Source organism: Roseibium sp., from assembly GCF_965229775.1.
In the GTDB taxonomy this organism is placed as follows: domain Bacteria; phylum Pseudomonadota; class Alphaproteobacteria; order Rhizobiales; family Stappiaceae; genus Roseibium.
The window spans coordinates 551,584-567,787 of the sequence record NZ_OZ245929.1; the positions used below are offsets into that span (position 1 = coordinate 551,584).

General features: G+C 61.5%; 12 protein-coding genes. 9 read left to right on the forward strand and 3 right to left on the reverse strand.

Annotated elements, in window-relative coordinates; genetic code table 11:
- The first annotated feature begins 21 nt into the window (after positions 1 to 21).
- Positions 22 to 918, forward strand: a complete 897-nt coding sequence (locus ACO07N_RS02365; RefSeq protein ID WP_421979486.1) for a class I SAM-dependent methyltransferase — start codon at positions 22 to 24, stop codon at positions 916 to 918.
- A 72-nt stretch (positions 919 to 990) separates the two neighbouring features.
- Here ACO07N_RS02365 and ACO07N_RS02370 read toward each other — a convergent pair whose 3' ends face one another.
- Positions 991 to 3,348, reverse strand: coding sequence for a transketolase-like TK C-terminal-containing protein (locus ACO07N_RS02370; RefSeq protein WP_421979487.1), 2,358 nt, complete (start codon positions 3,346 to 3,348; stop codon positions 991 to 993).
- Between the two features lie 122 nt (positions 3,349 to 3,470).
- Here ACO07N_RS02370 and ACO07N_RS02375 point away from each other — a divergent pair, with 122 nt between their 5' ends.
- Positions 3,471 to 3,941: an Lrp/AsnC family transcriptional regulator gene (locus ACO07N_RS02375; RefSeq protein ID WP_421979488.1), complete on the forward strand. Its 471-nt coding sequence runs from the start codon at positions 3,471 to 3,473 to the stop codon at positions 3,939 to 3,941.
- Between the two features lie 424 nt (positions 3,942 to 4,365).
- On the opposite strand, the gene ACO07N_RS02380 is transcribed toward ACO07N_RS02375, so the two are convergent.
- Together ACO07N_RS02380 and ACO07N_RS02385 are read right to left on the reverse strand one after the other, a co-directional pair.
- Complete coding sequence (locus tag ACO07N_RS02380) at positions 4,366 to 5,859, reverse strand: aldehyde dehydrogenase family protein (protein ID WP_421979489.1); 1,494 nt, start codon at positions 5,857 to 5,859, stop codon at positions 4,366 to 4,368.
- A gap of 1 nt (position 5,860) precedes the next feature.
- Complete coding sequence (locus tag ACO07N_RS02385) at positions 5,861 to 6,967, reverse strand: mandelate racemase/muconate lactonizing enzyme family protein (RefSeq protein ID WP_421979490.1); 1,107 nt, start codon at positions 6,965 to 6,967, stop codon at positions 5,861 to 5,863.
- A 130-nt stretch (positions 6,968 to 7,097) separates the two neighbouring features.
- Between ACO07N_RS02385 and ACO07N_RS02390 the strand changes: the two genes are divergently transcribed.
- From ACO07N_RS02390 to ACO07N_RS02420, 7 genes are all read left to right on the forward strand, one after another.
- A complete protein-coding gene (locus ACO07N_RS02390; protein ID WP_421979491.1) occupies positions 7,098 to 8,597 on the forward strand; it encodes a PLP-dependent aminotransferase family protein in 1,500 nt (499 codons plus the stop codon).
- Positions 8,598 to 8,701: 104 nt separating this feature from the next.
- Positions 8,702 to 9,778: an extracellular solute-binding protein gene (locus ACO07N_RS02395; protein ID WP_421979492.1), complete on the forward strand. Its 1,077-nt coding sequence runs from the start codon at positions 8,702 to 8,704 to the stop codon at positions 9,776 to 9,778.
- A gap of 401 nt (positions 9,779 to 10,179) precedes the next feature.
- Positions 10,180 to 11,301, forward strand: coding sequence for an ABC transporter ATP-binding protein (locus ACO07N_RS02400; protein WP_421979493.1), 1,122 nt, complete (start codon positions 10,180 to 10,182; stop codon positions 11,299 to 11,301).
- Entirely contained in the window at positions 11,301 to 12,170 is an 870-nt protein-coding gene (locus ACO07N_RS02405; protein ID WP_421984368.1) for an ABC transporter permease, read from the forward strand. Before ACO07N_RS02400 ends, ACO07N_RS02405 begins: the two co-directional genes overlap by 1 nt.
- Positions 12,171 to 12,181: 11 nt before the next feature.
- Positions 12,182 to 13,042 (forward strand): ABC transporter permease, encoded by an 861-nt coding sequence (locus tag ACO07N_RS02410; protein ID WP_421979494.1) that lies wholly within the window; start codon positions 12,182 to 12,184, stop codon positions 13,040 to 13,042.
- A gap of 26 nt (positions 13,043 to 13,068) precedes the next feature.
- A complete protein-coding gene (locus ACO07N_RS02415; RefSeq protein ID WP_421979495.1) occupies positions 13,069 to 14,691 on the forward strand; it encodes a GMC family oxidoreductase in 1,623 nt (540 codons plus the stop codon).
- Between the two features lie 8 nt (positions 14,692 to 14,699).
- A complete protein-coding gene (locus ACO07N_RS02420; protein ID WP_421979496.1) occupies positions 14,700 to 15,998 on the forward strand; it encodes an NAD(P)/FAD-dependent oxidoreductase in 1,299 nt (432 codons plus the stop codon).
- The last annotated feature ends 206 nt before the right edge of the window (positions 15,999 to 16,204 follow it).

Here is a 16,204-nt window from a genome sequence, read left to right on the forward strand (position 1 = left end):
TTACACTCCGAGGAAAAAGTCATGACGAAACACGCCCTTCAGGCCCCTCACCATTTATCCGGTCCCGAAACAACGCCAATCGTCGATTTCTGGATCGAGGTGATGGCGCCGAAGTTCCTGAAGTACCGGCATGTCCTTGTGGGCGGCCTGCGCCATCACAGCGCGGCGATCATGCCCGCACTGCCCATCCGCAGGGGAGATCGGGTGCTGGATGTCGGCTGCGGCTTCGGCGACACGGCCATCGCGCTCGCCGGACGAACAGGTGACGACGGGCATGTCCTCGGCATTGATTGCGTGCCCGCCTTTGTTGCCCAGTCATGGCATGCCGCCGAACAGATGCTGGTCGGCAACGTCAGCTTCGCCTGCCGCGATGCCGAAAGGTCCCTGCCCCGGGGCGAATTCGACTACGTGTTCGCGCGCTTCGGCACGATGTTCTTTTCCAATCCCGTGGCGGGCCTGCGCAACATGCGCAGGGCCTTGAAATCCGGGGGCCGCCTGACGCATATCGTGTGGCGGGACCGCGACGCGAACCCCTGGCTTTCCGCCGCCCGCGAGGTCCTTCTGACGCATCTGCCCCAGCCCGACGCGAATGCGCCCTCCTGTGGTCCCGGTCCGTTTTCCATGGCCGACGAAACCGCGACACGCGCCCTCATGGAGGCTGCCGGTTTCCGGAACATTCGCTTCGAAAGGATCGACGCCAAAGTGCTGGTGGGCCGGACCGTGGAGGAGGCGATCGCCTTCCAGCTCGCCCTTGGGCCGGCCGGAGAAATCTTCAGACTTGCAGAAGCCGAAGCGCAAGCAAGGAAAGCCGTCATAGAAAGCGACCTCCATCGTCTCTTCGAGGCCGTTCCCAGGGATGATGCCGGACTGTGGATGGACAGTTCGTCCTGGGTCATCCACGCGGACGCTGCGGATTGATGGGCACGTCAAACCCTTGTGCAATGCTTGAGCGGCAAGCGCTGATGCCGTCCGGATCAAGCGCGCACCCACTCAAATGCGTCGGCCCGCGGTCAGCCCGTTGACCTTCTCGATGATGGAGTCCGCGTCGATCCCGAAATGCCGGTAGAGGTCGCCGATCGTGCCTGTCTGACCGAAATGCTCGACGCCGAGCGGGATCGTCTGGTGGCCGGCGACGCTGCCCAGCCAGGCAAGCGTTGCCGGATGACCGTCGATGACGGTGATCAGCTTGCAGTGTTGCGGCAACGTCTCCGTCAGCCTTTCGATATGCGAAATCGCGGCCGCATTGCCGCGCGATCTTGCCCGCTGCGCCGCGGTCCAGCCGGCATTCAGCCTGTCGGCAGATGTGACCGCCAGAACGCCGACGTCCCGCCGGTTGCCGGCGAGCTGCCCCGCGGCTTTTATCGCTTCCGGCGCGACGACACCCTGATAAGCGATGACGACGTCGCAGTTCGGGCCGGGTTTGCGCAGCCAATAGGCCCCGTCGATCGCCCCCTGGCGAAAGTCTTCGTCGGCCCGCTTGACGGGCTGCTCGATCGGGTTGGTCGACAGGCGCAGATAGACCGAGCCGCCCGTTTCGTCACGCAACCAGGTCCGCTCGTCCGGATCGCCTTCCCCTTCCCGCTGCAGATAGTCGAAAGCCCACTCCATGATCACGGCAAGCTCGTCCGCGAAGGCGGGTTCGAAGGCCGCAAGCCCGTCCTGGCTCATGCCGATCAGCGGCGTGCCGACCGACTGGTGCGCCCCGCCTTCCGGCGCCAGCGTCGCCCCCGACGGCGTCCCGACGATCATGAACCTGGCATCCTGGTAACAGGCGTAGTTGAGGGCATCCAGGCCGCGGCAGACAAAGGGATCGTAAACGGTCCCGATCGGAATGAGGCGATCTCCGAACAGCGAATGCGACAGCCCCGCCGCCCCGAGCAGCAGGAACAGGTTCATTTCCGCGATGCCGAGTTCGATATGCTGACCGTCCGGGGTAAACTCCCATTTGGCGGTTGACGGAATGCGATGTTCGATGAAGGCATCGGCCATGGCGTGGCGGGCGAACAGCTTCCGCCGGTTGACCCAGGGACCGAGATTTGTCGTCCCCGTCACATCCGGCGACGTCGTGACGATCCGCTCGGCGAGTTTGCTGTCCCCCTTGGAAAGATCATCGAGCACCTTGCCGAACGCCATTTGCGTGGAGATCTCTCCTCCCGGCTGCAGGGCAATACTGGGCACGTCGATCCGGGCGTCGGAATAGCGCCGCGTTCCCTTTGCGAAAAATGGAACCCCATCGAGGAACGCCTTCAGGGCCGGAACGTCTTCCACCGTGGCGAACGGCTCCCATTCCTCTCCCTCCGGCACACCCATATGCGCCTGCCAGTCGCGCATCTGGGCCTTGTTCATCAGGCCGCCGTGGTTGTCCTTGTGGCCGGAAATCGGTGTCCCCCACCCCTTGACCGTGTAAGCGAGAAAGCAGGTTGGCCGGTCGTGATCAATTGCTGCAAACGCCTCGGCCATGGTCTGTGTGCAGTTGCCGCCCAGGTTTTCCATCAGGTCGGCAAGCTCCGCATCGCTGCGCCGGTCGATCAGCGCGGTGACGTCGCCCTGATCGCCGAGATCGTCCATCAGTCTCTGCCGCCAGATCGCGCCGCCCATGAAGGTCAGGGCGGAGTAGTCCTGGTTGGAACAGGCATCGATCCATTCGCGCAGTCGCCCACCGCCGGGTTCGGCGAAGGCAGCCCGCTGCAAAGCGCCGTATTTCACGCGCACGACATCCCAGCCGAAAGCATCGAATGTTTTCTCCACCCGGTCGAACAGGCCTTCGCGCACGATGCCGTCAAGCGACTGCCGGTTATAATCGATGATCCACCAGCAGTTTCTGAGATCGTTTTTCCAGCCTTCCTGGAGGGCTTCGTAGACATTGCCTTCATCGAGTTCCGCATCTCCGACAAGCGCGATCATCCGCCCGAGCGGGCGCGCCGCCGCCCACGGCTTGGCGGCAATGTAGTCCTGAACCAGAGAGGCAAAGGACGTGATCGCAACGCCCAGACCGACCGAGCCGGTTGAAAAATCCACGTCGTCGCTGTCCTTGGTGCGCGACGGGTAGGACTGCACACCTCCGAAGCCGCGGAAGTTTTCCATCTTCTCCCGGCTCTGGTTGCCCATCAGATACTGGATCGCGTGAAAGACTGGCGATGCATGCGGTTTGACGGCAACACGGTCCTCGGGCCTGAGCGCGGAAAAGTAGAGCGCCGTCATGATCGACACCATCGAGGCCGAACTCGCCTGGTGGCCACCGACCTTGATCCCGTCAACCTTCGGCCGGACGTGGTTGGCATGATGGATCATCCAGTGTGACAGCCACAGCAGCCGCTTTTCGATGGTTTTGAGATGCTCGATATGCATTGCCCGATCCCTGATGAGTATGGCGTTCGCGTCAATTTATCGTCGGCGTGAGGCGGATTTCTTGCTATTTCATACGCCTATTGGATAGATATTGGCTTTATTCAGCAGAAAAGAGATTGATTGTGGCGAAATCCTCCAACCTGGACGCATTCGATATCCAGATCCTGCGCGAACTCCGGCAAAACGGCAGAATCTCCCTTCAGGACCTGTCGGAGCGCGTCGGTCTCAGTCCGACACCGGTCGCTCGCCGGCTGCGCCAGCTGGAGGAAGGCGGCATCGTGACCGGCTATTGCGCCCTCATTGACGAGGTTGCCCTGGGCTACGAGGTCTCCGTCTTCGTCTCGGTGCAGCTGGACAAGCAGGTTGATGTGTCGCTGGACCAGTTCGAAAACGCGATCCAGACCTTTCCCGAAGTCGTCGATTGCTGGCTGATGACCGGCAACCGCGACTATCTCCTGCGTGTTGCCACGACCGGCCTCGCCGCGTTCGAAACTTTTCTGACCGGGAAACTCACTAAGGTTCCGGGCGTCGCCAATATCGAAAGCTCGATCCCGTTGCGCCGGGTAAAATCGGGCGTGGCGCGAACACCTTAGGAGAGACGGTACGCGTAAATCTGATCGGAGATGCGAACAGGGGTGAAAGATGCTTGAAGCTGGCAGCCCATCCTTAGAGACAGCGCTTCGCGCTTCCTAAGGATGAGGTGAACGACAGCGGAACGCCTGATCAGATGCAATAACCTGGGAAAAACGCATCGCATCTCCAATCGTCACCCCGGGCGAACTGCGTGAGACCCGGGGCCGGGGAACCCCGATGCGCCGAATGGTGCACCAAACCAACCGAAGGGGCGTTGCCTCCCCGGTCCCGGCTCGCGCTTCGCTTGGCCGGGATGACGAGTCGCGCCTAAACTCTCGCGTGTCAGCACGGATGTCTGTCAGGCGCCTAACATACGAGAAAAAGGGCCGGCTTCCGGGGAACCTGAAGCCGGCCAGGGCAAGCAGGACGGGCTGACGTGGGAGGTCAGCCGATCCTGGCTGCAATGCTCTTGGTCTTGCAATAGCTGGTCAGGCCTTCCAGGCCCTTCTCGCGGCCGAAGCCGGACTTCTTGTTTCCGCCGAACGGCACCTCGATCCCGCCGGCAAAATACTCGTTGATGTAGATTTGCCCGGCGTCGATCTTGCGGGCGAGCTGGTGCGCCCTGGCGAAATCCGAGGTGTAGATCCCGGCGACGAGACCGTATTGGCAGTCATTGGCGAGCGTGAGGGCGTGGTCCGCGTCCTCCGCGATCTGCACCGTCAGCACCGGCCCGAAGATTTCCTCGCGGGCCAGTTCATTGTCTGCCGAAACGGCGTCGACGATGGTCGGCTCAAAAAACCAGCCGCGCCCCGTCGCCGGGTCTTCGGTGATCGAACCGCCGGTGACAATGTCCGCGCCGCCGGCCCTCGCCCGGTCGAGAAAACCGTTGATCTTGGCAAGGTGTTCGGAAGAATTCACCGGCCCGACATCCGGGTTGCCGAGGCCGTGCCCGAGCTTCAGCGCCTTCGTCCGCGCCACAAGCTCCGCCACGAAGTCGTCGTGAATGCTCTGTTCGATCACCAGACGCGACCCGGCGGAACAGATCTGGCCGGCATTCTCGTAGATCGCGCCGAGCACACCGGAAAGCGCCTGCTCGCGGTCGCAGTCGCCGAGGACGACCACGGGAGACTTGCCGCCGAGTTCCAGAACGACGCGGGTGATATCTTCCGCCGCCGCCTTCATGACCGCCCGGCCGGTCTGAACCGAGCCGGTGAAGGTGATGTGATCGACATCGGGATGCGCGGTCAGCGGCGCACCGGTCTCTGCACCCGTGCCGGTGACGACGTTGCAGACACCTTCAGGCAAACCGGCCTTGAAAAGCAGCTCCGCGAGCAGCAGCGCTGTAAACGGCGTCTGCTCCGCTGGTTTGGCGACAACGGTGCATCCGGCCGCAAGCGCGGGCGCAAACCCGCGAGCGGCCGTTGAAATCGGAAAGTTCCAGGGAATGATGTGGGCCGTCACGCCGACCGGTTCATGGATCGTATAGCCAACATAATCCGGACCGAGCGGAAAGCTGTCGCCCTGCAGCTTGTCGCAGGCCCCGGCGTAATACTCGAAGGCGCGCGCCGCCCCCCTGACATCGCCCATCGCTTCCTGCAGGGCCTTGCCGCTGTCCAGTGTTTCCACCACCGCAAGCAGATCCAGGTTCTCAAGGATCAGCGCGGATGTCCGCTGCAGGATCCTTGAGCGTTCAACCGGGGCCATGTCCCGCCAGACCGTGTCGAATGCCCGTCGCGACGAGGCGACGGCCTGATCCACATCCTCTTTCGTGCCGGCGGTGAAGCGGGCGAAAGGCACACCCGCGCCCGGATCGAAACTCTCCATGGTCAGGTTATGCGCCGGCTGCGAGGACACCCCGTCGATGAAATGGCCGGCCGGCAGCGCACCAAGCGTGCCCGTTTTGTTGTATTCCGCGATCAGATCGTCTGCGTGGGTCATCTCAGTGCTCCCGGGAACTGATCTTGTACGTGGATTTCGCAAGCCACTCCGGGTTGATCTCCACGCCCCATCCCGGCGCGTCCGTCACCGTCGCGTGGCCGTCCGTGATCGTATAGGGCGACGATACGTAAAGATCGGTCTGCCATGGATAATAGTCTTCCTGCTCGATCGAGAATTCGAGATACTTGCCGGCATTCGGGATCGCTCTCAACAGGTGCATGGTGAACAGCGTCACCAGTGACAGGTTTGCTGCGTGCGGCGTACACGGTATGCCCGCCTGATCGGCCATCTCCGCCACCTGCATGGTGCGCACCATGCCGCCGAGATAACAGACATCCGGCTGGATGATGTCGACGACCCGCTGATCGATCATGCGCTTCCAGTCGATCAGCGAACAGTCCTGCTCCCCGCCGGTGACATCGATATCCAGCGCCTCGGTGACCTGTTTCGTCTGATCGTAATGCCAGTAGGGGCACGGCTCCTCGTAATGCGAGATGCCGTTGTCCTGCAGGAAATGTCCGATCTCGATCGCCTTTTGCGGCGAATAGCAGGAATTCGCATCAACAAGCAGCGCCGTGTCGTCGGAAAAGGCCCGGCGCATGGTCGGAACGATCTCTTCCGTCCGGCCGGGCCACTCGTCCTGATCCCGCCCGCATTCTGCGCCGATCCGGAACTTGAAGGCCGTGAAGCCGAAATCGTCCTGCTGTTTTTTCAGCCGGTCGGCCTCGTCCTGCGGCGTGATATCCCGTTTCATCGACGAGCCATAGGCTCGCACCCGGCCAGGTGTGCCGCCGAGAAGTTCACACACCGGTTTGCCTTCCAGCTTGCCCCTCAGGTCGAACAGCGCGGTATCCAGCCCGCCCATGGCGCGGCGCAGATAGGAGCCCGGAAACTTGTGCTCCCTGTCCGGAATGATGTCCATCAGGTGCGCGATGTCGAACGCGTCTTCACCCAGCGCGTAGGGAGCGACCTGGCGATGCACCACTTCGGCGGTGATATCCGCATAATACGGCGCAACCTGCCCCCACCCGGTGGCGCCGGTGTCCGCCGTCACCCGGACGAAGCAGACGAATTCGTCTGTAAACGTTTCTATCGATTGGATTTTCATAGGTACATCAGGCTCTTGCGGCAGAGGTCTCCGCGGGAAAAACATGGGTCTCTTCAAGCTAACCTACGCATAATTGGACTTGATTTAAGGTCCGTTTTGCTGAAAGTCTCATACCAATTGGGAGAAATGCATGAAGCGGCACGCAGGCGCGGTCCTGTCATCCATCAAGATCGACAAGTCCGCGGAAAAGAAAATCTCGATCCAGCTCTACATGTCCTTGCGCGACCTGCTCCTGGCAGGCGCGTTGACACCCGGTGAAAGATTGCCGGCCACCCGGACCCTGGCTCGGGAAATCGGCGTTTCGCGCACAACCGTGATCGACGCCATCGACAGGCTGATATCGGAAGGTCTTCTGGAAGCGCGGGTCGGCTCCGGCACATTTGTCAGTGAAGCCCTGAACGCCCGGCTCGCGCCCAGACCGTCCGCGACCGCCGACAACATCGTTCCGGTCGTGCCGCGCCTGTCGCATGCGTCCCGCCATGCGATCCCGGACTTTGCCCCCCGCGCGCGTCTTCCGCACAGGTCCGAAGCCTTCGTGACCGCCCTTCCCGCGCTCGATGCCTTTCCCATGGCCCAATGGGCGAAACTGTCGGCACGCCACTGGCGCAAGGATCGCGATCACGTCACCGGTTACGGGGAACCGTCGGGATATCCGGGCCTCAGGAACGCCATTGCGCGGCAACTCAACGCCTCGCGCGGTATCAAGTGCTCCCCCGAACAGATCTTCATCACCAACGGAGCCCAGCGCGCCTTTTCTCTCGTCGGCGGCATGCTGGTCAATCCGGGTGAACCGATCTGGTTCGAGAACCCGGGCGCGATCGGTGCGCGCAACGCCTTCGTCGCGATTGGCGCCTCCCCCGTTCCGGTCAGGGTCGACGAGGACGGTCTGTGCATCGAGGACGGTTTGTCGAAGGCTCCTCATTTCCGTCTGGCTTTCGTCACTCCCTCCCACCAGCAGCCGCTTGGTCACGTCATGAGCCTGTCCCGACGCCTGGCGCTTCTGAAGGCGGCGAACGATGCCGATGCGATGATCGTTGAAGACGACTATGACGGCGAATTCTACTACGGCGATCAGCCGCCGCCGACGCTCAAGAGCATCGACACGCACGGGCGCGTCATCTATGTCGGCACGTTCTCCAAGTCGCTGTTCCCGGCGCTGAGGCTCGGCTTCGTGCTCGTGCCCGAGCCTTTGGTGGAAAGCTTCGAGCGCGTCTGCCAGACCTGGCTCGCCGGCGTACCGACCGTCACCCAGGCGATCGTTGCCGACTTCATGGACGAGGGCATGTTCGCCACGCATATCCGCACCATGCGTCAGCTGTACAGAGAGCGTCACGATGCCCTGATGGAAGAGGCGCGGAGACTTGCGGGACTGATCGACCTTCAGCCGACAAGAAGCGGTTTCCATGCGGTCGGGCTGGTGAACCCGTCCCTTGACGAAAACCTGATCGTCGCGAAAGCCGCCGAAGAGGGCATCACCACGGTACCGCTGTCGCGCTACGCCCTCGCCCCGATTTCGCAACGTGGCCTTGTTCTCGGCTTCGGCAGCACCAGTCCCGAGGAAATCCGAAAAGGCATCGACATACTTGAGAAAATTGTCACGACCGGTCATTGTGAAAGGCTGTCGGCATAATCAATTGGACTGCTAAAATATCCGTAATGGCTATATTTAACAGGCCAATCCACTTCTAACCTTTGTTTCCGCTTTTTATGCTGTGCGCAGTCATGGAGGAAGTCATGCATTTCAAATCTACTCTAGCAGGCCTTTTGGCGGCAACCATGCTCGCCGGTGCCGGATCGGCACAGGCCGAGACGCTTCGCCTTTTGACCTGGGGTTCCTATGCGCCGGACGAGCTTATTGAAAAGTTCGAGGCGGAGTATCCGGATATCGACGTCGAGGTGACCTTTTCCAACAACGAGGAAATGATCGCAAAACTGCGCGCCACCGGCGGTGCCGGTTTCGACCTTGCCCAGCCGAGTCACGACCGCATCTACGCGGCCCAGCTGGAATACGACATCTACAAGCCGCTCGACCTGTCGAAGATCGACACATCCGTGATGGAGGCGAAGCTCCTGGACGGCGTGAAGGCCAACACCACTATCGAAGGTGAGGTCTATGCCGTTCCGCACCAGTGGGGCACATCGGGCCTCATGGCCGACAAGACCAAGGCGCCCGACCTGAAAAGCTGGGCCGACCTGTGCGACCCGGCCTACAAGGGCAAGACCTCCATGCGCCTGAAGCGCACGATCCTGCTCGGCACGGCCTTCTCCATGGGTGAGGACCCGTTCGCGGCCTATTCCGACCTGGAAAAGTACCAGGGCATCCTCGACAAGGTCGCGGACAAGCTGATCGAGTGCAAGGACAACATCAAGGCTTACTGGAAGGGCGGAGACGACCTCTCGGCGATGATGCTGTCGGGTGAAATCGTCGGGTCCGAAACCTGGGATTCCACCGCCTACAAGCTGTTCGACCAGAACGAAAACATCGTCTTCGTGCCGCCTGCGGAAGGTGCGTTGGCCTGGATCGACACCTTCGCGCTGCCGCGCAAGGCAAAGGCGGACGACGCCGCCTACAAGTGGATCAACTTCGTGCTTCGCCCGGAAAATGTCACGCTGATGTCCGCAAGCACCGGTGCCATCGCCGCCGTTCAGGGTGGTCAGGACCTGTTGCCGGAAGACAAGAAGGCAGCGGTCAACGCGGCCTTCACCAAAGAGGACATCGACAACCTGAAATTCTTCGCCAACATTCCTCCCGGAGTGGAAGACATGGAAGGCAAGACCCTTGAAAAGATCAAGGCGGCGACAGGCGGCTGATGATCGGGGGGCAGCCCCGTCTGCCCTTCACTGAAAAGAGCTAGGGTCAGGACCCATTAATTTGGATGAATTTGGTAGGGATGAATTTGTTCGGATACGAGGCGCAAAGCTGCAGGAAACCGTCCGGTTTCCAAAGATTTGCAACGACGTTGCCGGGCAAATTCACCCTATCCCTTCGGGACACAAAAACGGCTTCGGTCTGCTGCGTCAAAGCGCTCAACCGGGCAGGAAGCCCGCTTGTCGCGCTTTTCCTTGCAGCTCATCGCCGTTTGTTGCGCCAATTCAACCAAATTAATGAGTCCTGACCCTAGGGTCCAGACCCTGGAAGCTCAACACCAAAGGGGGATATCGCGCAAAGCCGGTATCCCCCTGCTTTCTGACTTTGCAGCTGGCGTGCCCTGATGACAGACACTTCCCCCTACGATCTCGAAGCCCTCGGCGTTTCCAAGAACTTCGGCTCCTTCAGCGCGGTCAAGGAGGTCTCGTTCGACATTCCGAGCGGGTCGTTCTTTTCCATCCTGGGGCCGTCCGGCTGCGGCAAGACAACCCTCATGCGCATGATTGCCGGCTTCGAGGAGCCCAGCGGCGGCGATATCAGGATCAAGGGCAAATCGGTCCTGGGAACCCCGCCCAACAGGCGCAACGTCAAGATGGTGTTTCAGCACCTCGCTCTGTTCCCGATGATGAATGTCTACGAGAACATCGCCTATGGCCTCCGCTGCAACGGGGCGAGCAGCGCCGAGATCAAGCGCAAGGTGCATGACGTCCTGGAACGCATCGCACTGCCGGATGTCGGCGAGCGGGAAATACACCAGCTGTCCGGCGGACAGAAGCAGCGCATTGCCATTGCCCGCTGCATGGTTCTGGACCCGGATGTTCTTCTGCTCGACGAACCGCTCGGCGCGCTCGACCTGAAGCTGCGCGAGGCCATGAAAATCGAACTGAAACTGCTGCAGCACCAGTTCAACACCACCTTCGTCTACATCACGCACGACCAGTCCGAGGCCCTGGTGATGTCTGACAACGTCGCCATCATGAACCAGGGTGAGTTCGAACAGATCGGCACGCCGCAGGAGCTTTATCATCACCCGAAAACCGCGTTCGTCGCCGGCTTTGTCGGCGACAGCAACCGCTGGTCAGGCGTGGTCAGGGCGAGCGACGGGACGGGTGGCAGGGTGGAAACCGAGCAGGGCCTGCCGATGAGCTTTTCCTCCGCCGGCCAGACAGCCATCCAGGAAGGCTCGAAAGTCAATATCTTCGTGCGCCCCGAATTCATCAAGACGGTGCGCGCCGGCGATGCCGGTCTAGAGGCCGGGAGCGGCGACAACAGGATGGACGGCATCGTCGACAGCCTGCTCTTCAACGGCGCGAACAGCCGTATCCTGGTGCGCACCGGCAGCGGTGAACTGGTTGAGGCGGACGTGACCCTGACCGGCGACAACGACCTGAAACCCGGAGAGGATGTCCATCTCGTCTGGTCCGCAAAACAGGCCATGTGCTTCGCCGAGCAGGGGACCGCGTGATGCAGAACAAGGACATCAAGCGGCTGTCGCTCATCCTGCTGTTTGCACCCTTCGCGCTGTGGATCATCCTTCTGATCATCCTGCCGCATATCGGCATGGTGATCCTGTCCCTGAAGGAGAAGGTCGCCCCGCGCGTCTACCAGTACAGCTTCGCCAACTACCTGGAATTCCTGAACGAACCCATTTACTGGAATACACTTCTGCGCACCGGGTCGATGTCGTTGCTGGTGACGGCTCTTGCGCTGATCATCGGTTTCCCGATCGCCTACTACATTGCCAAGATCGCCGGGCCGCGATCCCGCGGCGGCCTGTTTCTGCTGTGCCTCATACCGCTCTGGGTCAGCGACCTGATCCGCGCCTTCGGCTGGATCCTGCTCCTGCGCGAAACCGGCGTCATCTCGAACTTCCTGCTCTGGACCGGGCTTGTCGGCGCGCCCGTCGAATTTCTCTACAACGACGTCGCCGTCATTATCGGCCTCACCTACACGGTGATCCTGTTCATGATCGTGCCGCTGGTCTCCACGCTGGACGGCATGGACAACTCGATGATCGAGGCGGGCTACAATCTGGGCGGCAACGGCTTCACGGTCTTGCGCCGGATCATCATTCCCTACGCCATGCCGGGGATCGTCGCGGGCTGTATCGTGACCTTCATGCTCACCGCCGGGTCCTATCTGACGCCGATCCTGCTCGGCGGCAAAAATTCGAGCTGGTTCACCGAGCAGATCTACAACCAGTTCATCACACGCTTCAACTGGGAAGGCGGTGCCGCGTTCGGCATGCTGCTCCTGCTGTTCACGTCGTTCGTCATCTGGCTCGGTCTGAAATTGAGCGGACAGACGCTCGCCAACACCGTTGCCAAGAGCTGAGGAGGACGATCATGCTCGCGCAGAACAAGACCACGCCCTTCCTGCTCGGCTACCGGCTTTACGTTGTTGCCTTCTTCATCTTTCTCGCGGCACCGCTGATCTCCGCCGGCGCGTTCGCCTTCAATGACAGCCTGTTCCCGGCCCTGCCCTGGCAGGGTTTCACGCTCGACTGGTTCTTCGGCGACACGGAGCCGAAACTCGGCATGTTCCACGACCGGCGCCTGCTGCAGGGGCTCTACTATTCCTTCGTGATCGCGATCTTCGTTGCCGCGCTCTCCGTTTTCGTCGGCACAACGAATGCCTTCCTGTTTGTCAGGGGAGAGTTTCCGGGCAAGGACTTCTTCTACATCATGATGGTCGTGCCCCTGGTGATCCCCGGCGTGATCCTCGGTATCTCCATCCTCGTTCTGGCGAGCGACACCGCCAACCTTTTCGAAGACCGCTTCGATCTGGAACTGGAATTCCTGCGGCCCGGACTTCTCCTCGTCGTCCTCGGGCAGTTTTCCTTCATCGCCACGATCACCTCCCTGGTCATCACCGCGCGCTTGAAGAAATTCGACGACACGATGGAGGAAGCGGCGTTCAATCTCGGCGCGTCCCGCGCCCGCGTCCTGCGCACGATCACGCTGCCGTTCCTGCGTCCGGCCATGATCGCAGCCGGGATAGTCGCCTTCCTGGTCTCCTTCGAAAACTTCAACACCACGCTGTTTCTCGTCGGCTCCGAAGCACCGCTGACCATCACCATGTATGACCGCATGGCGAAGGTTGGTTCGACGCCGGTGCTGAATGCGGTTTCCTTCTTTCTGATGGTCGGATCCGGATTGCTGGCCCTCTTGTCGATCGTGGTTCAGCGCGACAAGTCGGCCCGGTAGGAGTCCGAACTGGTTTGGGCACGTATATGAGCGAATTCGACTTTGTCATCGTCGGAGCAGGGTCTGCAGGGTCGGTCGTTGCCAACCGCCTCTCGGCCAACGGCAAATACTCCGTCTGTGTCCTTGAGGCCGGCGGCTCCGACCTGAACGTCTGGATCTGGATGCCGATCGGCTACGGCAAGGCGTTCTATAACCGGCACATCAACTGGATGTACCGGACGGAACCCGATCCGGGTTTGAACGACCGCTCCGGCTACTGGCCGAGGGGAAAGGTTCTCGGCGGGTCAAGCTCGATCAACGCGATGGTCTATATCCGCGGGCAGCAGGCCGATTTCGAAGACTGGAAGGCCATGGGAAATCCCGGCTGGGGCTGGGAGGATGTCCTGCCCCTCTTCCGGCGGTCTGAATGCAATGACGCGGGCGCAAGCGACTTTCGCGGCGGCGACGGCCCGCTCCACGTTTCCAGCATGACCCGGGATGTCCATCCCCTGTGTGCGAACTTTCTTGACGCCGCCGAGGACGCCGGTTTCAAGCGCAATCCCGATTTCAATGGTGCCGACCAGGAAGGCGTCGGGCTTTACCAGATCACGGCAAAGGACGGGTTTCGCATGTCGGCCGCGCGGGCGTTCCTCGCCCCGGCCCGGAAGCGCCCCAATGTGGACGTGATCACCGGGGCCCACACGACGCGTCTGATCGTCGAGGAAGGCCGGGTGACGGGCGCGGTCTACAGCCGCAATGGCGCGGAATTTGCCGTGACGGCGCGGCGCGAGGTCGTCCTCAGCGCGGGCGCGGTCAATTCACCGCAGATCCTGATGCTGTCCGGGATCGGCGATGGGGCCGGGCTGCAGGCGAAAGGCATCGACACCGTGCTGCACCGGCCCGCTGTCGGCAGGAACCTTCAGGATCATCTCGGACACGACTATCTCTACCGCTCCAGGGTGCCGACCCTCAACCAGCAGCTCTATCCCTGGTGGGGCAAGCTGATGCAGGGCATGCGCTACGTGCTGACCCGGAAGGGCCCGCTGTCGCTCAGTGTCAACCAGGCGGGTGGCTTCGTGAAAAGCAATCCGGACACAAACCGGCCGAACATGCAGCTCTACTTCTCGCCGGTCAGTTACACCAAGGCTCCGAAGGGCAAGCGCCCGCTCATGAACCCGGACCCGTTTCCAGGTTTCCTGCTCGGCATGCAGCCGACCCGGCCGACAAGCCGCGGCCACATCACGCTTCGCTCCGGCGATCCCTTCGACACGCCGGAGATCCACCCGAATTCGCTCAGCACCAACCACGATCTCACCGAAATGATCGAGGGGTGCCGGTTGTTGCGGCAAATCGCCGAAAGCCCTGCCCTGCAGGAGATCATCGAGGAGGAGATCAGTCCGGGACCTGCGGTTCAGTCCGACGAGGAGATACTGGAGGACGTCCGCAACCGCTGCTCGACCGTGTTCCATCCGGTAAGCACATGCCGCATGGGCCCGGACGACACGGAAAACGTGGTCGATCACAGGCTGAAGGTTCATGGTCTTGAGGGCTTGCGCATCGTCGATGCCTCGATCTTTCCGACCGTCACCTCCGGCAACACCAATGCGCCCGCGATCATGGTCGGCGAAAAGGGGTCGGACATGATCCTGGAAGACACACGGGCGGCATAGCGGGCGCGATGCGATCGGACCTCTTCACCGACGGCTACAAGACGACCCCCTACTGGCAGGACATCGCCTCGCAGGTCGACCTTGCGGAAAACCGGCTACCCGAGGAAATCGACGTGCTCGTGGTCGGTGCCGGCTACACGGGCCTCAACGCCGCGCTTCAAACCGCCCGGGAAGGGCTGGGCACCCTGGTTATCGATGCCAAACAGCCCGGCTGGGGCTGCTCCATGCGCAATGGCGGCCAGCTGTCCACGAGCCTCAAGCCGTCGTTCTCCGCGCTGTCGAAAAAGTACGGACCCGACCTTGCAACGGACCTTTGCAGGGAAGGACAGGCCTCCCTCGACTACATGCACGGCCTGTCGGCGGATCCTGATCTCGACCTCGGCTTGAGAGAGGTCGGCCGTTTTCACGGCGCCCACAAGCCCCATCTCTACGAAGCGCTGGCGCGCGATTGCGACAATGGCCACCCGGTCTGGAAGACCGATGCCTTCATTGTCCCGAAGACCGAATTGGCGTCCGAACTCGGAACCGATGCCTATCACGGCGGCATGGTGCTTCCCCGCCATTGCAGCATCGACGTCTCAACGTATCTGCCATCGCTCCTTCGCAAGGTCGTATCTGCAGGTGCCGCTGTCAAAGGCGGCTGCCGCGCAGTGTCGCTGGAGCGTGACGGCAACGGCTTCCGGGTCACAACCACCCAGGGCACCTGCAAGGCAGGCAAGGTCCTCCTGGCAACCAACGGCTACTCGGGTCCGCTGTCTCCCTGGCATCAGCGCAGGGTGATCCCGATCGGGTCCTATGTCATCGCGACGGAGGAAATCCCGGCCGACTTGGTTGACCGGCTGTTTCCGACGGACCGCATTCTCTCCGACACGCGCAAGCTCGTCTATTACTACCGCCTGTCACCGGACCGCAAACGCGTCCTCTTTGGCGGACGGGTTTCCCTGAGCGAAACCGATCCGCTGAAGAGTGCCGCGAAGCTGCACGCGGACATGACCGCCCTTTTTCCGGACCTGGCACCGGTCCGCATCAGCCACGCCTGGATGGGCTTTGTCGGCTACACATTCGACACGCTTGCCCATTGCGGAGAGGACAACGGCCTTTACTTCGCAGCCGGATATTGCGGCTCGGGCGTCGGCATGGCCAGTTATCTCGGCATGCGCATGGGCCGAAAGGCCGCCGGCCTCGAAACGGCTCCCTCCGCATTTGAACGCATCTCCTACCCGACCCGCCCGCTTTATTCCGGAACCCCCTGGTTCCTGGCCCCCTCGGTGCTGGTTTACCGGCTCAGAGACAGGCTCGGCATCTGAAACTTGGGTGTCGCGGGCTGCAAGGCGGCCCTTCGCTGCGGCGCGAACGAACAACCGGTCGAGAGACACGTGGCGCGTCTCCATTCAGGTTTTCAAAGATCATCCAATCTCGCGAAAACGCTGAAGTTACATTGCGATTGCAGCTCTGATTGCATCGATATAGCCGGGGCCCTACATGCAACAGTCGAGAGGCGATCCTCGCGCGT

Excerpts from the sequence above, each read along its gene's own strand:
- ACO07N_RS02365 (WP_421979486.1), top strand. The coding sequence starts at position 22 with ATGACGAAACACGCCCTTCAGGCCCCTCACCATTTATCCGGTCCCGAA.
- ACO07N_RS02370 (WP_421979487.1), bottom strand. The coding sequence starts at position 3,348 with ATGCATATCGAGCATCTCAAAACCATCGAAAAGCGGCTGCTGTGGCTG.
- ACO07N_RS02380 (WP_421979489.1), bottom strand. The coding sequence starts at position 5,859 with ATGACCCACGCAGACGATCTGATCGCGGAATACAACAAAACGGGCACG.
- ACO07N_RS02385 (WP_421979490.1), bottom strand. The coding sequence starts at position 6,967 with ATGAAAATCCAATCGATAGAAACGTTTACAGACGAATTCGTCTGCTTC.
- ACO07N_RS02390 (WP_421979491.1), top strand. The coding sequence starts at position 7,098 with ATGAAGCGGCACGCAGGCGCGGTCCTGTCATCCATCAAGATCGACAAG.
- ACO07N_RS02395 (WP_421979492.1), top strand. The coding sequence starts at position 8,702 with ATGCATTTCAAATCTACTCTAGCAGGCCTTTTGGCGGCAACCATGCTC.
- ACO07N_RS02400 (WP_421979493.1), top strand. The coding sequence starts at position 10,180 with ATGACAGACACTTCCCCCTACGATCTCGAAGCCCTCGGCGTTTCCAAG.
- ACO07N_RS02405 (WP_421984368.1), top strand. The coding sequence starts at position 11,301 with ATGCAGAACAAGGACATCAAGCGGCTGTCGCTCATCCTGCTGTTTGCA.
- ACO07N_RS02410 (WP_421979494.1), top strand. The coding sequence starts at position 12,182 with ATGCTCGCGCAGAACAAGACCACGCCCTTCCTGCTCGGCTACCGGCTT.
- ACO07N_RS02415 (WP_421979495.1), top strand. The coding sequence starts at position 13,069 with ATGAGCGAATTCGACTTTGTCATCGTCGGAGCAGGGTCTGCAGGGTCG.
- ACO07N_RS02420 (WP_421979496.1), top strand. The coding sequence starts at position 14,700 with ATGCGATCGGACCTCTTCACCGACGGCTACAAGACGACCCCCTACTGG.